Here is a 16,988-nt window from a genome sequence, read left to right on the forward strand (position 1 = left end):
TTCATGGATGAGTCCAGTGAATTATTGATGACTTTTGATTTCCTCCAGCTTGGCAGTCAGTTCCTTGATAATCTCATCGGCCGCTTCTTCCGGTGTGCTTTTGTGATAACCAAGCTTCTGCATGATGTCGGTGGCAATTTTGATCAGCTCGGCATTGTTGGTAATTCCGTTCTCCGGCTCGCCGCTTGTTTTCAGTGCCAGCTCCGTCGCATCCACGATAACCGAATCAAGCTTATCCGCGCCTTCCAGCGCATCCAGAGCGGCTGAGCTTGCCGGCACGCCGCGTACATCTCCGAGAATAACAGCCGCATCTTTATCATTGAGCAGCCAATTCATCAATTTGGCCGCTTCCTCTTGATGCTTGGAGCTCTTCGCAATGGAGAGCAGCTGTGATGGACGATTGACCACCGCCGTCGTCAGCGCGCCTTTCATTATAATTTCAGGCAGTGCCCCCACTTCGAAATCGACTCCATCCTGCAGTGAGGGAATGGTTGAAGGCCAGTTCTTCGTCATGCCGAACTCTCCCTTGAACCATTTCGGATGCTTGTCCAGATTATCCTGATAAGGGGCGGATTCCGCAAAAGGCTGAACAACGCCGGCGTCAAGATATTTCTCCAAATATCCCAGCGCCTCGACGGCAAGCGGTTTATCGAAGCCCAGCGTATAATCGTCCTGAATGAACTGCTTGCCTGTTTTCTGCCTGACATAGGATTTGAACATGGCCAGGAAGGTGTTCGGCCCGGCATTCAGCAGCACATCCGCACCGCCGCTCTCATCGTGGACTCTCTTGCCGATTTCGAGCAGATTGTCCCAATCGAATTGAATGTCTTCCGGTATGTTATATTTTTGAAAAAAGCTTTTGTTGTAGGAAATGATCATTCCGGTCGACCCCGTCGGAAGGCCCTGCAGCTGATTGTTCAGAACCGAATAATCCTGCAGAAATTTCTCGTCGAAGGTGGACAGGTCGATAATATCCTTGAATGTATTCAAATCTGCAAACATATCGTCCTGAGTGGAAAAATCGTAAATCCAGGGCTGATCCACCTGAATGAGGTCAGGCGCAGTCCCGCCGGCCAGCTGTGTTTTCAGCTTCTGCTCATAGCCCTCGTATCCGCTGTATTCAGCCTCGACTTTGACATTCGGATTCAGCTCCATATACTTGTCCAGTGCGGACAGTGTCTGCTCATGCCGGGCATCGCTGCCCCACCACAGGAAGCGAAGCGTCACCTTCTCCTGCTCGCCTCCCCCATTACCGGTTGACGAACCGGAATTGCCGCATCCGGCAAGCGCAAACGAACCAAGCAGAAAGACGCCGAGCAGTAAAGCCATCCCTTTTTTCATCATATTGCTTACAACCCCTTTTCTTTTTTTTGATTGATCAGCAGCATATACGTTTTCTTAGTGACACTTTATCAATTCATGCCGCGGTTTGGTATGCACCGGACTCGCGTTTATACCCCTTTGCTTTAGAAGCTTTGGGAATCGTTCCCCATAAAGGGGCGTTATTTTAAGAAAAGGGATGCCAGCTATAGATTATCCGCAAAGCATTCTCCCTCCCATGATATAATCAGATTAAAACGCTTGCATAATACGATAAGGAGACCCGAACATGTATCAATTGCTTATCGTGGACGATGAATATGAAATCCGGCATGGCATCAGCAGCTATTTTCCATGGGACGAGCTTGGATTCCACGTTGCGGGTGAAGCGGAGAATGGACTGGAAGCGCTCAACTTTATCCGCGGCCATGCGGTGGATGTTATATTATGCGACATTAAGATGCCGGTCAAATCCGGACTTGAGCTGGCGAAGGATCTGAAAGCGATAGGCGATCCGACCCGGATCGTATTTTTGACCGGACACAAGGAATTCGAGCTCATCAAGGAGGCGCTGGTTTACGGTGCCAGAGATTATATCGTAAAGCCGACTAAATACCAGGAGCTGGCCCAGGTGTTCCAGAAATTAAAAATCGAGCTTGATCAGGAGCGGCAATCCGAACCTGTTCATGAGGATGACCAGGACAGCGATATCATGATCCGAAAAATGAAAGACTATGTAAAGGAGCATTTTCAGACCGTTCAATTAAAAGACGTCTCCCGGATTGTCCATATGAATCTGTATTATATCAGCACCTATTTCAAAAAGAAGACCGGACAGTCCTTCAGCGATTATGTTCTTTCCGTGAAGATGGAGAAGGCTGCACAGTATTTGTCGGACCCCCAGTACAAGACGTATGAGGTGAGCGAGCTGGTGGGCTACGGCAATCCCAAGAACTTCTCCAAAGCGTTCAAGGCCTTCTACGGAAGAAATCCGAGACAATTTCGAAGCGGCCAGTAAGAGAGGAAGCCTAACGATGTGGAAGCAGAAATATATGTTCAAAAATCTTCTTTTCTTTCTGGTGCCTTTAATGGTGCCTATTCTTATTTTTGGCGCTTTTTCGATACTGATCACCCAGCATTTTATCAAAAATGATGTAACCCAGAAAAACTGGAATCTGCTGGCGCAAACGAGAGACTCTTTGGAGCTGATCCTCAATGAGATGGATACGCTGTCATTAAGTTACCAAGCCAATCACAATATATCCGTGCGCCTTAAATCGATCTTGAACGCAACCCGTCTGGAGTACGAACAGGTTCTGCAGCTGGAATTATTCATCAACTTCCTGAGCTCTCCGGCTAATGCGCGCCCTTATATCGATTCGATTTATGTCTATTACGACAACCCTGCCGGTCGGGTGCTCACCTCGACCGAGGGGCTTGCCACGATCGGCAATTTCTACGATATCGACTGGTTCCGCTCCTATCAGACGGGAAACAGTGACGATACGTGGATCGAAGAACGCGATATCGAACGGTTCGGCCTCGGGAAGAACAGGATCGTCACCATTTACCGCAAGCTGTATACACCAGGCTCGAAGCAGGCGACCGGTATTCTGGTATTGAATATATCACCGGCCTATATCGACAGCCTGCTGCAGGATCTGGCTCCTTCCAAGGAGCAAACGCTGCTCATTGCCGATCAGCAGGACCGGATTCTTTTTCACAGCAACCGGATACCGGATTTATCTGCGACCGATCTGCAGCAGATAAGCGCTTCCACTGCGGACCAGCTGCCGCTTCGGACAAGCACTCAAAGCTATGCGGTATCCCATATTCAGTCCGAACAGCATGAGCTTCATTATATCCTGCTTATTCCGCAGGATGTCTTGTACCGCGTGCCTACGCTGCTGCGGCAGGTTACTTTCATTCTGCTGATTGCCTCATTTCTGATCGGGATTGCCATCACCTATATTTTGACCAAACGCAACTACAATAACTTAAAGAACATTGTGTCGATTATTTCAGCAGCCAAGCATGACCGGCCTCTGCCGATGCAGTTGAATAAGGTTTCGGATGAATACGGCTTTATTTTGCAAAATTTTATCAAAACGTTTATCGAACAGGATTTTCTGAAAACACAGCTGTCCAATCGAAGCTACGAACTGAAATACATGGAGCTGCTGGCGCTGCAATCGCAAATTAATCCCCATTTTCTGTACAATACCCTGGAAATTATCAACTGGAAGACGCTTGGACTGTCCGGCGGACCTAATGACGCCAGCAAGATGATCGAGCATCTGAGCGATATTTTGAAATACGCCTTGAGCAGCCCGAAGCAAACGGTTATTGTAAACGAGGAAATCCGCTACACGGAAATTTATCTGGAAATCCAGAAAGTCAGAAACAAAGACAAGCTTTCGATTATTTGGGATGTGGATGACGATACCAGATATCTGCCGATCCTGAAGCTGATTTTGCAGCCTTTGATCGAGAACAGCATTTATCACGGAATTAAGGAGAAGACGGGAAGATGCGCAATCAAGATTAAAATCCATCATAAATCCCCCAACGTATGGATTCGGGTAATCGATAATGGCAGGGGGATGAACAGGCGGCGTCTTAAAGAAGTACGGGACAGGCTTGAAGGCACAGAAGTGCTGTCCGTGCACAGCGGGGACGCTTCCTCCCGGAGCGGCTCCGGTCATATCGGATTGTCCAACAGCAGCAAACGGTTGATTCTCTCATATGGAAGAGAGCATGGCCTGCGCATCCTCAGCAAGGACGGATGGGGAACAAGTGTGGAAATCACCGTCCCGATCGAAGCCCGGCAGTCTTAATGAGGCCGCAAAGGTTAAACCTGCAAGCCACCAACACACCACAGACAATCGGCAGTCCTGACAAAAAAGCCTGCACCCTTTGCGGCAAAGGGTGCAGGCTTTTTTCGCATGCTGGCTGACGCTGATACTCAAGCAAGCCTTGTCTTGGGCACTCTAACGAGTCCAAAGTAAGCAAGCAGGGCCAGGAAGCTGGTCGACAGCAGAATAACGCCCATAGGAACAGCCGTGTACTCGCCGGCAACCCCGACAAGTGGGGAAACGATGGCGCCAATTACGAACGGGAACAGTCCAAGCAGGGCCGATGCGCTCCCCGCGATATGACTCTGCGTCTCCATCGCCAGCGAGAAGGAAGCCGTCGATGTGATGCCGATTGACGCGACAAATATGAACAGCAGCGCAACCAGCGCAAACAACGGGCCCTTCAAGAGAATGACGAACAGAACCCCGATACTGGTCGTCCCCGCGAGCAGCAGCCCGATCGTCAGGAAGCGGCTCTCCGATACCCGATGGGCCAAACGGCCAACCACCTGGGAGCCAAGAATCAGGCTGATCCCATTAGTTCCGAATAACAGGGCAAACAGCTGTGGAGACGCTCCGTAGATGTTCTGATAAATAAACGGCGTGCCGGATACGTAGGCGAAAATTCCGCCGATCATAATGCCCTGCGCAAGCGCATATCCCATGAACTGCCTGTCCCTCAGCAGGACCTGGAAATTTTTGAACAGCTCGCCAAGTCCGCCGGGAACACGTTTGTCTACCGGCAGGCTTTCCTCCAGCTTCCAGGCAGCCGTGATAACCAGAAGAATCCCCACGATGCCAAGTGTAATAAACACGCCGTTCCACGATGTAAAGGAGATGACGCCGCTGCCTGCTACAGGAGCAATAAGCGGGAACACATTGTTCACCAGCATCAGTATGGAGAAAAACTGGGTCAATTCACGGCCGCTGTAATGATCCCGGACGACGGCACGGGAAATGACAATGCCGGCCGAGGCTGCAAAGCCCTGTATAAACCGGGCCGCAATGAAGAAAATAATATTCGGGGCGACCGCACAAACAAACGAAGCGATTAAATAGAAAACAAGTGAAATCAATAAAGGCTTGCGTCTCCCATGAACATCGCTCAGAGGGCCCATAATCAGCTGTCCCAAACCTAATCCGACCAGACACGCGGTCAGGCTCAACTGAACCAACGAAGCTTTTGTTCCAAAATCAGCTGCAATCTCAGGGAATGAGGGCAAATACATATCGATCGTAAGCGGACCAAGCGCTGAAAACGCGCCTAAAATCAAGGCAAACCGTATTGAATTTTGCTTCTTTTTTACTGTTGTCATTGCTGCTGCTTCTCCTAACTGCTACTGGATGTTGGTAAAAAGGTTAGTATCTTCCTTTCTTATATTGGCTATCATTTATTGTAAAAACGGCTGAATTCTATAATAACACATCCTTCTGCTTCGTAGAGTAATGAAATAATATTAAATTTTCAAAAAAGCCGCCGTACTGAATCTGCAGCCGGTATAATACGGCAAAAAAGCCGCCATGAAGGCAGCTCTGTTCGAAAAGATATAAAGTTGGATTAGTCCTCGTGGCGGTCTCAGTGCCGGTTGCCGGATTTCCATCCTTCGTTATGTTCCCAATGAGATGACTGATTGCCCGTTTGCTGATCCGTCGGAGCCTTAACCGCTGGCTGTGAGCTATCATCTGCAGGCTGTGAGCTATCGTCTGCGGGCTGAGTTGTCTGATCATCCGATTGCTGATCTGCCGGAGCATTCACAGCGGGCTGCGAACCATCATCAACAGGCTGTGACGCCTGATCTTCCGAAATGACACGACGTGCCGTAACAAAATCATGATCCCACGTGCTTCCCGCAAAATCGGAAATTGTAACGCCTATGCCGACCCGGTAAGTGTGGAGCAATTGTCCGTCACCCATATAAATCGAGACATGATTAATCGTTCCGTCTCCGTTCGTATCGGAGAATACCAAATCGCCGGCCTGCAGATCGCTTTTGGCTACTTTGGTTCCAGCCTTCGCCTGCTCGCGCGAGGAACGGGGAAGATCAATCCCATTTTGCTTGAATACATATTGGACAAAAGAGGAACAATCAAATGAGCTGGTTATTCCCGATTTTGCCCCAAACTTATAAGGAACGCCCAGAAACTGCTTTCCTGTTGCAATCACGTTGTCCGCAGTTGAGGCGCTGGAGGAAACAGCCGCTTGAGCTGACTGGGGTGTGATTAGTATGCTGCCGGAAAAGGCAACCGTGAGACTGAAGCCGATTCCTGCGATCATTTTGACCATGTGGTTTTTTTTCATGTTGTCCATGTCTCCCTCCCAATAGGAAAGTTGGATTTGGCGATCACCTAATACCACCATAACACAACTTTAAACGCCCACCATTTCCCATTGGTTAAGAAAACCCTTTCACCACCTGCATTTCCCTGCGATTATGAGAGATTGATGAGAATTTGCTGAGCAGATTAGCCTTGACAAAATAGACAACATAAGTCTGTCAGTCCCTGAAACCTTCCTCTGCAGAGCTGCCGTTATCGAACTGCGTTTGTTCACGCTTCAATAGAAGTGTCACCGTTGTGCCGAGACCCTGTTCTGTTGCGAGCTGAACCTGGCCCCCTGCGATACGTGCCCGCTCTTCCATGCTGAACAATCCCACGCCCTTGGTGTGAGATTTCGCATCGAAGCCATGACCTTTATCCCTGATTTGCACGGTGATTCCCGCATCGGTCTCAAGCATTGACACTTCGGCTTCAGCCGCGTCGGCATGCTTGGCGATATTGGTCAGCGCTTCCTGAACGATGCGGTAGATCGCTGTTTCTGCCTGTATATCAAGCCTTTTGCGGAGATTGCAGGTAAACTTTACATCGATACCGTAATGCGAGGAATAATTCTCGATATAGGTTCGAATCGCCGGCACCACGCCGAGATCATCCAGCACCGAAGGACGAAGCTTCCAAGCCAGACCGCGGACATCCGCCATAAGACCGGAAACCATTTCGCGGATGCCCTGAAGTTCCTCTTGTCCCTTTTCTTGACCGGAAATATAACGGTCAAGCTGGATTTGCAGGAAGAACAGGCTTTGACCGATTCCATCATGAAGCTCCCGGGAAAACCGGTGCCGCTCATCCTCCTGAATTCGGATCACATTCGCAATCATTTCCTGAAGCTCCTGCTCCACCTTCTTGAGCCTTGTTACCTCATTGCGGATGGCCAGAAATTGATAAGGCCGCTCCTCTTCATCCACGAACGGAACGATGGTCGTGCTTACCCAATAATAGCTACCGTCCTTCGCACGGTTGCGGATTTCTCCAAACCATACCCGGCCGGAGCTGATCGTCTGCCACAATTCCTGCATAAACGCTTTATCATGATACCCCGAATTAATGATCCGATGATCACGTCCGATCAGCTCTTCCCGCTCATATTGCGAGATTTCACAAAATTTCTTGTTCACGTACTGGATGCGTCCACGGTGGTCGGTCAAAGCAACGATGGAGGACTCATCAAGAGCAAATTTGACATCGGCCAGCTGCTTGAGCGATTGCTTGATGGCGCCGCGGCTTTGCTCGTCCCGGATCACATGATCGAGGCTGGACAGCAATGCCTCCACATGCTGACCAATCATTTCGGACTCATGGCTTTTTGGCTGATCACTCAAAGCTCAACAGTCCTTTCTTCAACGCATATTTGACCAGCTCGGGCCGGGATTTGAACCCCAGCTTTTCCATCACATTGCTTTTATGTGTTTCTACTGTTTTTACGCTGATGAACAGCTGCTCGGCGATATCTTTATTGGCATAGCCCTTCGCGGTCAGCGCCAGCACTTCCCGCTCCCTTTCCGTCAGCGTATCGAATTGGTCCATGCTCTCTCCGCGTTTCATCCGATCCATATACTCTTTCATCAGCCGCTTGGTCGCAGTCGGGTACAGGTAAGCGTCTCCCTTGGATACGGCGCGGATTGCGCCAAGCAGCTCTTCATGGGGAGCGCTCTTAAGCACATAACCCGATGCTCCGGCATGAATGGCGCGGAACAAATATTCGTCGTCGTCATGCATGGTGAGAATAAGGATCGCGGTATCAGGCAGCCTGGACTTCAACTCCGCGGCCGAGGTCAGACCGTCCTTGCCGCTTGGCATGCTCAAATCCATCAGCACCACATCAGGGCGCAGCTCTACCGCCTTGCAGATTCCTTCATCTCCCTCTGAGGCCTCTCCGATCACTTCTATGTCGTCTTTACCGCTGAGCAGCATGCGCAGCCCCGAACGAACCATCACATGATCGTCGACAATGATGATTTTGATCATAGGCACCTCCAGCCGCTTCGGCAATATATTTTCTTAATAGGAGTCGGGATAAACCTCGCTGGTCTGTTCTTCACTACGGCTGCTCTGCAGCAGCTGATGAATATTCGGCAGCAGTGCCGCTGCCTCCCCGATCTCCTGGACTCCAAACGATCGGCCGGTTCTTCTTCCAACCAACAGAACGCCCCCGGGAATCCTTTGCCGCACAGGCGGGAGTGCAAAAGCAATGGCTGCGGTCAGCTTCTCTGCGAGCATGACAGGGCATTCAGCGGCCTTCATTCCCCCTGAAGAACCGTCAATCCGGCAGGTGGTTCCGTGGCGGAGTACCATACCTGCCAGACCGACGCCGGGAGCCACTGTCAACCGACAAGTCCGCACGCTCCGGCTCCCCCATAGATACTGCCACTTCATCTGCCGGACACCGGGCAGCAGCACCGCCAGCGCGGCAAAATCGCCAGACATGCGGGTGCCCAGCCTGTTCAATTCGCGCCTGATCTCAATATCTGCCGGATGAGTCATCATGCAGTCCCTCCTCCTACAACGGCGTTCATAGCCCGTTTGTCAGCTACTCTACATTGTAAACAAGGAGTCCTTGTTTGTAAGTAGGGGAACTCCCTGAATTCCAGAACGAAGAAGGTTCGGGGAATTCCCCTCCCATAAATAGGGTCATCCCCCGATTACGGGAGCTGGCCGTTTCCTCTATGATGAAGACACGACCTGACATGAAGGCGCCAAAAGAAGTTTGGGAGTATTTCATGTGAAAATAGCTGCATGGATTAAATCCGAGCCGCTTGGAAGCGGACTGTTCTGCCGGGCTGTACAGAATGTGAAACATAGACAGGGAAAGGGATGATTGAAGATGATCCATACATTTTTAAGAGAAAACGTTTATGCCGCCGGGCTTCTGCTGCTGCTTCGTCTTTATATCGGCTGGGAATGGCTGACAGCCGGATACCATAAGCTGATGGACGGCTTCGACGCCAAGGGATTCTTGACGGGCGCAATCAGCAAGCCGGTAACAGATCAGGGCGGAGAACTCGTCTACCCGAATTTCACTGCCTTTCTGGAACATTTCGCCCTGCCAAATGTCAAGCTGATCAATATCCTTATTCCTCTTGGCGAGGTGTTGATCGGTCTCGGACTCATCGTTGGCGCGTTGACAGCAGCGGCTGCGTTCTTCGGCCTTCTGATGAATTTCATGTTCATGTTTGCCGGAACTGTCAGCACAAATCCATGGTTGATACTGCTTGGCGGACTTATTATGATTGCGGGTGCCAATGGAGGCCGGCTGGGCGTCGATTATTATGCGGGCCCCTTTGTCCGGAAGCTGTTCCATAAAAATTCATTTCATGGCGCCAAACAACAAAGCTAAAACCGGATAACGACGCAGCGAATCCCGATCAGGTCTGCAGATGTATGGAGCCAAGCAAAGCCGGGCCCATTCCTCAAGCCGGATCTCAATTAATTTCCGCATCAAGCGGACCGGCGAGTTCCCTCAGGAAAAACAATTTGCCCGGAAGTGTCGGCATATAGGTGGAAGGCAGCCACATGTCGGGGCCGTAGCGCAGCGTTGTCCAGAGCGAAAGCCCCTGCCACTGCATGCCGCGCCCCAGAGCGCCGTCGCAGCCGCCGATGACCCTGTCGGATTGGAGAAACAATCCTGGTCCAATGGTATTCGCGCGGCAGGGCACCAGCGTTGTGCGGCTTTTGAAACTGGTGATGGCATTTTGTTCAATGGTCAGAGGATGGAGCTTCGCGCCAAGCCGGTGCGTCTCTTCCCGCCACTGCTGTTCAGTGCTGAATTCAGCAGCGAAATGCGGCTCCCAGAAAGCAATATGCAGCATGCGGCCGATCCCGAAGACGGTGATAAGCTCGGCTCCATCCTTCCTCAGCCTCTCTATCCTGGATGCATAAGCCGGCAAGCTGTCCGCAGTAGCAAAATTTCGCTGCATTACCGGAACCGTCAGCTCGCCAAGCGGCCCGTAGAATGCCTGCTCCATCGCATATTGAAAAGATCCTTTATTCTCCGGCGGCAGCGTGCGCCCATCCCCGTCGCTCCATTCATCCATGTTAAAGCCGTGGACATGCGAGCAATCCACCTGCCACTCTTTCAGAAAATAGACCGCCCATTTATACATCCCCATCGGTCCAGCCGGCAGTATGATCGCCAGCTTGCGGCCCGCTTCTTTGCTTATCCGGATTTCCCGGGCGATTTCATGGCCCATCTTCACATCCAGCTCCTGCACCTCTTCACAGGAAACCGGCTGAAAGTCCGCATGCCAAAAGGCTTGAGGCTCCTGAATGCTTTCCGGGCTGTTCGCGCAGCATTGGTCGATTCTGTCCATATCCCAGCCCGCAGGATAGAAGCCTTCCAACATGGAATCCTTCAGCGTTCGCATAAAATTCATCGCCTTCACGCTCCTGTTCTTCTATCAACCGTTAAGGGAGAAGCCGCTCCGTTGTCAGACGCGGCCATGCCTGGCACTGCTGAAAGCCTTCCGCGTACGCTTTGCCGCACTGCAATCCGCGAAATTTGGAAACGGTCCGGACAAAATCCAGAAAATCGATGCCGTCATGCTCATACAGCCATTTGATCTGGCTCTGATGACAGTTGTTCATTTGAATTTTAACATCAATGAAATCCGTTATATCCACATATTCGGTAGGGAGAAAGCCTACGCCTGCAAGCGTATCCATATAGAAAATCGGGGCAACTTTTTCATGTGCGGGCAATCCGTTTTCGACTGTATAATGGGGCACGGTTGCTGCGAAGCTGGCATCAAACACCGCCCTGGATACCTCCATATGATCCTTCATATAATCCTCTGGCGGGTGCGTGATGATATAATCGGGCTTCACCTTGCGGATCACCCCGGCCAGCCGCCCGATCAGATCGGCCTCATCCGACTTGACCGTCAAATCGGGCTTATTCAGGCTGATGACCTGAGCGCCGATCAGGGCCCCCGCATTCCTGGCTTCCTGCTCGCGAATCTTGATCAGATCCGCAGGCGCAATGACTTTATGCCCTTTATCCCCATTCGCCACATGCACCATCGTAATTCCATGCCCCTGTGAAGCAAGCTTTGCCAATGATCCGCCGCAGCCGATTTCCAGATCATCCGGGTGACACCCGACAGCGAGCACATTCACGTGGATTCCTCCTCCTGTCGTTCCAGCTCCTCATCGCCTTAGCCAGATCGTTTATTCTCCTTTTTATCCATTCATCTCTTCTGTCTGCCCCGGTACACAGCCGTTCTGAGCTCCAGCGAATAAGACTCCAATTCAGGCATCTCCGCCTCAACCGCCTGCCGGATCGCAAGATCAATATCATACGGGACTCTCACCAGCTGGATGCCAAAAGGGGACAGCTCCGCACTATGCAGCTGCCCCTCCAGTATCGCATAAGAAGCCTGGTTAATCTCCAGGGGGTTGCCCACGCTTCCCGCATTAAATAATGTTTTTCCTTCGAAATTCTGCACGTAAGCATTATGAACATCGCCATATCCAATAACATCCGCATCGCCCGCATACTCGCAATATTCGGAATGCCGGAATAAGGAAAGTCTCGACTCATGGGTATCCCATGGCTGAATCCGCTCATGCACACTGCGGGGTGAGGCATGGAACAGTCTGATATGTCTGCCGCTCATTTCAAACTCAAGGATCATCGGCAGACTCCGGAGGTAATCCAGCCGCCCCGGGCCCAGATTGTTCTGATGCCAGATGATTGTGGGGTATTCGCTGTCTTTAGCCATATTCTCATCCCAATTTCCTCTGACCACGATCGTACAGACCTCTCTGACGCGGTCAACTGCCTTATCCCCGCTTGGACCTTTGCCAACCAGATCGCCCAGACAATAAATGGTTGAGATCCCCCGTTTATGAATATCCGCTACCACCGCGTCCAATGCAGGGATATTCCCGTGAATATCCGAAATAACGGCTATCCGATCCATGAAATCACCTCAGTGTTTTCGTTTAATTGACCTTGTGGCGCGCACTCAGAAATGCGATGACTTCTTCCAGACTCTTGTCTGTCATGGAGTCGATCAGAAGATCATAATCCGCAAACGCAAACTGTCTGGTCATTTCGTTCGGCACGACCACGCAGTGAAGTCCGGCCGTCCTGGCGGCATTGAAGCCATTCAGGGAATCTTCGAAAGAAATCGCCTCATCCGCCGCAACCTGAAGCTTGCTCAGACTTTTCAGGTAGAGCTCAGGATCCGGTTTAACCTTCGATACCTCATCCGCTGTCGTGACATAATCAAAGTACTCCGTCAGTTGAAATTGATTAAAGAAAGGCTCAATCCATGAGATGGTGGAGCTTGTCGCCAATGCCGTCTTTAAATTCAGCTTCCGTGCCGCCTTTAAATAATCCATCACACCGGGACGCAGAGCCGATTCGAACAGCAGCTTCGAGTAAATAGCCTGAAACTTCGTACGGACGACTTCCGGGTCAATGGTTTCTCCAAGACAATCGGATATGTACGTGTAGGGATTGAAGAGATCATGGCTGGTGCCTACGCATTTGGCGTATTCCGCCAGGGGCAGCTCCGCTCCAAATTCGCGGTATACCTCGCAAAATGCATGATAGGATGGCGTTTCCGTATCAATAATCAATCCGTCAAAATCAAATACAACTGCTCGAATCATGCAGAATCACTCTTTTCTGTCAGGATGTCTGTCTGTTAACGGAGATCCATTTCACCGGGCTCCTACTCAAAATCATACAACAGATTGATGGGCAAGTGTAACTTATCAATAGAATCATTTTATGCGCGTTTACGGCTGATCCATGCAAACAGGGATGCTCCATTTTGGAACATCCCTGTTTTACGCCTGGCTTTTTATTTTTTGCTTGCCAGATAGGTATCGATTTGCTTTTGCGTCTCCTGCAGAATCTTGTCAAGACCATTGTTTTTCTGTTTCTCAATATAATCCGCGACCGCTTCATCCACATTTTTGACCATCCCGAATTCAATCGGTCTGCTGATTTCCTCCGTCGCCTGATCGCGCTTGGCTATTTCATTCTTCATGGCATCTTCGGCAATAAACAAACCGTCAATCGGGGAGTTCACATTGTTTGGCTGGCTGGCGAATTCCGCTTCCTTCAACCAGAAATCCTGGCCGTATGTCATCGTCGGACGCATGAACTGCGGCTTCCAGAAAGCCCACTGCCCGCCCCACTCCATATAGTTGCTGGTTGTTGTCGTCATGCCTTCGGGATACTCGGTCGCTTCGCCATTGAGCACATAGGTTTTGCCTTCAATGCCGTACTGCACCAGGTCGTACAGCGTCTTGTCGGTTTCTATCATATCCAGGAAACGCAGAACACGATCGGGATGCTTCGAATTCCGGTTGATGGCGACTACATTGGCCAACGCAGTCCGGTTAACAAACTTTTTATCGGGATAGAGCAGCGACGTTTGCTGCTTGTAGTTCGGATCGGCAAAGCCCGGATCGGCATTCGCCCATTCATGGGAGGTGACGGTGAAGAGCGTTTTGCCGTTTCTCCACTGCGCGGCTCCGTCCTCCTTGTCGATCATCGCATCGCGGTTGATCAGCTTATCGTCATACCATTGCTTGGCCAGCGCCGCTGCTTCCTTGAAGAAGGGCTGCTGCTCAATCGGTTGAATCTTGATAGCAGGATCATTCAGATAGAAGCCGAGTCCGTGAAAATTAAGATCCACCCACTCATCACGAATCATATAAATGGACAGCGGCGTCGTCCGCGACAGCTTCTCGTTCGGATACGCTTTCTTCAAATCCCGCAGCAGTTTATCGATATCTTCTATCGTTTTGATGGAATCGGGAGCTATCGTGATTCCGGCTTTCTCGGCCAGATCGGCCCGCCACCCGGCGAACTTGCGTTCATTCATCTTCATCGTCCACGGAAGCCCGACAATTTGACCGTTTACGGTAGCCGCGGACAACGTTCCCTGCTCTTCATATTTTTTGTTCAGATTGGGAGCATATTTCGGAAGCAGGTCATTAAGAGCCATATATGAGCCTTTAGCCGCCATTTGCTTGTAAGACAGCCAGTCGCCGTCGAAGTTCATATCCCAGTCATCCCCGGATGCGGCCATGACCAGCATCTTATCCTTGAAATCGCCGAAAGGAATGAAGTTGACATTGAAGCGGATATTAAGCCCCTTGGATTTCACATAATCGCTGATTGCAGACCAGACCTCATCGGTCGCCGCCTTCTTGTCCCCGCCAAAATAAAACTTGAGCAGCACCTCATCTTCCTGCTCCGGCGCTGGTTCGGCCGCTCCGTCGGTTGTTTCGGACGTATTGGCAGGCTGATTCGACTGATTCGGCTGATTGCCCTCATTGCTGCTGCTGCACGCAGCAAGCAGCATTACAATTAGCAGCGCGGCCATGAACAGCGGTATTCTTGATTTTCTTCCTGACATCTGGACTTCTCCCCTTACTTGATCGAATGATGTTTCAAATCTTGATAGTATTATCATAAGTTTGGGGGCAAAAGGTTACTATGAGCTAATCTTATCCTTTGCGGTGCGATATTAGCCTATTGACCGGGACTTCTGCTTGAGGGAAGGCGCACACGATTCTTAAGCTTCCTTAGTCATGGTGCCGAGCGCAAATAACGGCAAAATCCGCCCTTAACGGACGGCTTCCGCCACTCCCGCCCGCAGCGTCTCTTCTTCAAGTATCGGATGCCGCAAGGTGATCTTCGTCCCGATATCCGGGCCTGTTTCGATTTTCAGCTTGTAGTTGTCTCCAAAATACAGCTTAAGGCGGTCATTCACATTCCGCAGCCCGACGCCTCTATGCACAGGCTTGCCGCCATGATCCATGTCCCTGTTCAGCTGTAAAAGCGTCTCGTCCGGAATGCCTTTCCCATTGTCCACAATATCGATGACCATATCCTTTCCTTCCCTGCGGGCGGAAATCAGAATTTTGCCTTTCTCGAAATTGTCCCGTATGCTGTGCTGGATAGCATTCTCTACCAAAGGCTGAAGCAGCAGGCGCAGAAATGGACTCGACATCGCTCCGCTGTCGCAGGAGTACAGGATTCGCACCGTCTGGCCCATCCGGGCCTGCTCGATCAGGACATAGGCCTTGACCTGCTCGATTTCACGCGCCAACGTCGTAATTTCATTTCCCTGATTCAAGCTCAGCCGCAGCAAATTGCCAAGTGCTGAGACCATTTCACTGATATCGCTCCGCCCGTGGCTTTCGGCCTTCCAACGAATGGACTCCAGCGTGTTGTACAGAAAATGCGGATTGATTTGATGACTGAGCACCTGGAACTCCAGCTCCTTCTTCTTCCTCTCGGACCGGGAGGCCTCCTCTACCAATCCTTCTATCCGCTGTGTAAGACTGTTTACCCCCCGGTACAGCCAGCCCACCTCGTCCCCGCGGGACGAATAGGGAAGCTGCCTGAAATCCCCGGTTTCCATTCTTCTCATCAGCCGGACCAGCTTGGCAATAGGCTGCGTATAATTAATCGTGATATAGACGACTACGCCCAGGCAGCAGATTAAATAGACAATGAGAAAAATAACGAGCAGCCGGTTAATCTCATCAATCGTTCCCGTTAATTCCTGAAGAGGCGTAAGGCTGACAATCGACCAGGGAACGGAATCCATTTTGACAAAAGTGGCCAGATAGGTTGTGCCCTCCATGGTAATGGACTGCGAGCCCTCCCTTCCTGAATGAATAAGCTCATTAAACCGCGGCGAAGGGAGCAGGCTGCCTGTCCATTCATTACGGCCGGAATCGAAGAAAATCATGCCCTCATCATTGAGAAGCAGCAGCTTCTGCTCGATCAATTGATCCGATGGCGAGAAGAAACGCTTCAACTGGTCCTCGGACAAATCGGTCGCAATGATTCCGCGGGGAATCTGATCGTAGAGTCCCGAGAATCTTTTTACGTAAGAAAGCAGCGGCTTGGAATATTCTCCTCGCTGGGGCATGGACAAATGCCATGTCGGACTGATCGAGGCTTTGGATTCCAGAAACCATTCCTCTTCTCCAACCTCTACGGATTCACCGATTGTGCTCATATAAGAGGGATAGTGGGAGGGATTGATGGGGTACACATGCACCCGGAATGCATCGATCAGGGGCGTACTCGGATACAAGATCGTCAACAGGTTGACCGTGAACGCTTCTTCCTCGGCCTGATTGCCGGGCTCCTTCTCCAGCAGCTCCTGGAGCTGTTTGTTGCCGATGAGATCATTCACCTGGTCGTTGACAGAATTCAGATAGATTTCGAAATTTTTTCTTGCTTGCTGCAGATAGCTCATGGACATGGTCGTATTGGCATGGGAAATGCCTTCGATCGACTTGATATGCGCGTAATATGCGAACAGCAAAAAAGGGACAATAATGATCATAAAAAAGATCAAAATCATCCTGTTGCGAAAAGACGATGTGAAGCGCAGAGAGACTTTATTCATCCGTCAATATTCAAAAGAAGCATGATGCGCCTCCCCCTCTCTTCGATGATGATAGCAATTAGGACATCAATGTCCTACAATCTTA

The 16,988-nt window shown here is 50.7% G+C and carries 15 protein-coding genes; 3 read left to right on the top strand and 12 right to left on the bottom strand.

The genetic code is table 11. The features are described from left to right. Nucleotides 1-21: 21 nt before the first annotated feature. The gene (locus AC0YOA_RS05340; protein WP_475785730.1) at nucleotides 22-1,344 is read right to left on the bottom strand and encodes an ABC transporter substrate-binding protein; all 1,323 of its coding nucleotides are present in this window, start codon (nucleotides 1,342-1,344) and stop codon (nucleotides 22-24) included. Between the two features lie 265 nt (nucleotides 1,345-1,609). On the opposite strand from AC0YOA_RS05340, the gene AC0YOA_RS05345 reads away from it, so the two are divergent. Then, nucleotides 1,610-2,338 (top strand): response regulator transcription factor, encoded by a 729-nt coding sequence (locus AC0YOA_RS05345; RefSeq protein ID WP_475785731.1) that lies wholly within the window; start codon nucleotides 1,610-1,612, stop codon nucleotides 2,336-2,338. A 16-nt stretch (nucleotides 2,339-2,354) separates the two neighbouring features. Continuing rightward, entirely contained in the window at nucleotides 2,355-4,157 is a 1,803-nt protein-coding gene (locus AC0YOA_RS05350) for a sensor histidine kinase (protein WP_475785732.1), read from the top strand. 128 nt (nucleotides 4,158-4,285) lie between these two features. Here AC0YOA_RS05350 and AC0YOA_RS05355 read toward each other — a convergent pair whose 3' ends face one another. The 5 genes from AC0YOA_RS05355 to AC0YOA_RS05375 all read right to left on the bottom strand — a co-directional run bounded on the left by AC0YOA_RS05355 (nucleotide 4,286) and on the right by AC0YOA_RS05375 (nucleotide 8,996). Beyond that, complete coding sequence (locus tag AC0YOA_RS05355) at nucleotides 4,286-5,491, bottom strand: multidrug effflux MFS transporter (RefSeq protein ID WP_475785733.1); 1,206 nt, start codon at nucleotides 5,489-5,491, stop codon at nucleotides 4,286-4,288. 260 nt (nucleotides 5,492-5,751) lie between these two features. Continuing rightward, nucleotides 5,752-6,474 (bottom strand): C40 family peptidase, encoded by a 723-nt coding sequence (locus AC0YOA_RS05360; RefSeq protein ID WP_475785734.1) that lies wholly within the window; start codon nucleotides 6,472-6,474, stop codon nucleotides 5,752-5,754. 196 nt (nucleotides 6,475-6,670) lie between these two features. Beyond that, on the bottom strand, nucleotides 6,671-7,798 hold the full coding sequence (locus AC0YOA_RS05365) for a PAS domain-containing sensor histidine kinase (RefSeq protein WP_475785810.1): 1,128 nt from the start codon (nucleotides 7,796-7,798) through the stop codon (nucleotides 6,671-6,673). Between the two features lie 25 nt (nucleotides 7,799-7,823). Then, nucleotides 7,824-8,477 carry a response regulator gene (locus AC0YOA_RS05370; RefSeq protein ID WP_210045731.1) on the bottom strand — a complete coding sequence of 218 codons (654 nt, stop codon included), beginning with the start codon at nucleotides 8,475-8,477 and terminating at the stop codon, nucleotides 7,824-7,826. A 33-nt stretch (nucleotides 8,478-8,510) separates the two neighbouring features. Then, nucleotides 8,511-8,996, bottom strand: coding sequence for a hypothetical protein (locus AC0YOA_RS05375; RefSeq protein ID WP_475785735.1), 486 nt, complete (start codon nucleotides 8,994-8,996; stop codon nucleotides 8,511-8,513). A 337-nt stretch (nucleotides 8,997-9,333) separates the two neighbouring features. Here AC0YOA_RS05375 and AC0YOA_RS05380 point away from each other — a divergent pair, with 337 nt between their 5' ends. Then, nucleotides 9,334-9,846: a DoxX family protein gene (locus tag AC0YOA_RS05380; RefSeq protein WP_475785736.1), complete on the top strand. Its 513-nt coding sequence runs from the start codon at nucleotides 9,334-9,336 to the stop codon at nucleotides 9,844-9,846. 85 nt (nucleotides 9,847-9,931) lie between these two features. Here AC0YOA_RS05380 and AC0YOA_RS05385 read toward each other — a convergent pair whose 3' ends face one another. The 6 genes from AC0YOA_RS05385 to AC0YOA_RS05410 form a co-directional block, all read right to left on the bottom strand. Beyond that, a complete protein-coding gene (locus AC0YOA_RS05385; protein ID WP_475785737.1) occupies nucleotides 9,932-10,882 on the bottom strand; it encodes a 6-phosphogluconolactonase in 951 nt (316 codons plus the stop codon). A gap of 31 nt (nucleotides 10,883-10,913) precedes the next feature. Beyond that, nucleotides 10,914-11,624 (bottom strand): PIG-L deacetylase family protein, encoded by a 711-nt coding sequence (locus tag AC0YOA_RS05390; protein ID WP_475785738.1) that lies wholly within the window; start codon nucleotides 11,622-11,624, stop codon nucleotides 10,914-10,916. A gap of 71 nt (nucleotides 11,625-11,695) precedes the next feature. Further along, nucleotides 11,696-12,430, bottom strand: coding sequence for a metallophosphoesterase family protein (locus tag AC0YOA_RS05395; RefSeq protein ID WP_475785739.1), 735 nt, complete (start codon nucleotides 12,428-12,430; stop codon nucleotides 11,696-11,698). Nucleotides 12,431-12,452: 22 nt separating this feature from the next. After that, nucleotides 12,453-13,127, bottom strand: coding sequence for an HAD family hydrolase (locus tag AC0YOA_RS05400; RefSeq protein ID WP_475785740.1), 675 nt, complete (start codon nucleotides 13,125-13,127; stop codon nucleotides 12,453-12,455). Between the two features lie 194 nt (nucleotides 13,128-13,321). Continuing rightward, on the bottom strand, nucleotides 13,322-14,890 hold the full coding sequence (locus tag AC0YOA_RS05405) for an extracellular solute-binding protein (protein WP_475785741.1): 1,569 nt from the start codon (nucleotides 14,888-14,890) through the stop codon (nucleotides 13,322-13,324). A 210-nt stretch (nucleotides 14,891-15,100) separates the two neighbouring features. After that, entirely contained in the window at nucleotides 15,101-16,903 is a 1,803-nt protein-coding gene (locus AC0YOA_RS05410; RefSeq protein WP_475785742.1) for a sensor histidine kinase, read from the bottom strand. Nucleotides 16,904-16,988: the final 85 nt, after the last annotated feature.

This window comes from Paenibacillus sp. JT22N12, from assembly GCF_056269365.1.

Bases quoted from the DNA above. Each gene is read 5' to 3' on its own strand.
- AC0YOA_RS05340 (WP_475785730.1), bottom strand. From the start codon at position 1,344: ATGATGAAAAAAGGGATGGCTTTACTGCTCGGCGTCTTTCTGCTTGGT.
- AC0YOA_RS05345 (WP_475785731.1), top strand. From the start codon at position 1,610: ATGTATCAATTGCTTATCGTGGACGATGAATATGAAATCCGGCATGGC.
- AC0YOA_RS05350 (WP_475785732.1), top strand. From the start codon at position 2,355: ATGTGGAAGCAGAAATATATGTTCAAAAATCTTCTTTTCTTTCTGGTG.
- AC0YOA_RS05355 (WP_475785733.1), bottom strand. From the start codon at position 5,491: ATGACAACAGTAAAAAAGAAGCAAAATTCAATACGGTTTGCCTTGATT.
- AC0YOA_RS05360 (WP_475785734.1), bottom strand. From the start codon at position 6,474: ATGAAAAAAAACCACATGGTCAAAATGATCGCAGGAATCGGCTTCAGT.
- AC0YOA_RS05365 (WP_475785810.1), bottom strand. From the start codon at position 7,798: ATGATTGGTCAGCATGTGGAGGCATTGCTGTCCAGCCTCGATCATGTG.
- AC0YOA_RS05370 (WP_210045731.1), bottom strand. From the start codon at position 8,477: ATGATCAAAATCATCATTGTCGACGATCATGTGATGGTTCGTTCGGGG.
- AC0YOA_RS05375 (WP_475785735.1), bottom strand. From the start codon at position 8,996: ATGATGACTCATCCGGCAGATATTGAGATCAGGCGCGAATTGAACAGG.
- AC0YOA_RS05380 (WP_475785736.1), top strand. From the start codon at position 9,334: ATGATCCATACATTTTTAAGAGAAAACGTTTATGCCGCCGGGCTTCTG.
- AC0YOA_RS05385 (WP_475785737.1), bottom strand. From the start codon at position 10,882: ATGAATTTTATGCGAACGCTGAAGGATTCCATGTTGGAAGGCTTCTAT.
- AC0YOA_RS05395 (WP_475785739.1), bottom strand. From the start codon at position 12,430: ATGGATCGGATAGCCGTTATTTCGGATATTCACGGGAATATCCCTGCA.
- AC0YOA_RS05400 (WP_475785740.1), bottom strand. From the start codon at position 13,127: ATGATTCGAGCAGTTGTATTTGATTTTGACGGATTGATTATTGATACG.
- AC0YOA_RS05405 (WP_475785741.1), bottom strand. From the start codon at position 14,890: ATGTCAGGAAGAAAATCAAGAATACCGCTGTTCATGGCCGCGCTGCTA.
- AC0YOA_RS05410 (WP_475785742.1), bottom strand. From the start codon at position 16,903: ATGAATAAAGTCTCTCTGCGCTTCACATCGTCTTTTCGCAACAGGATG.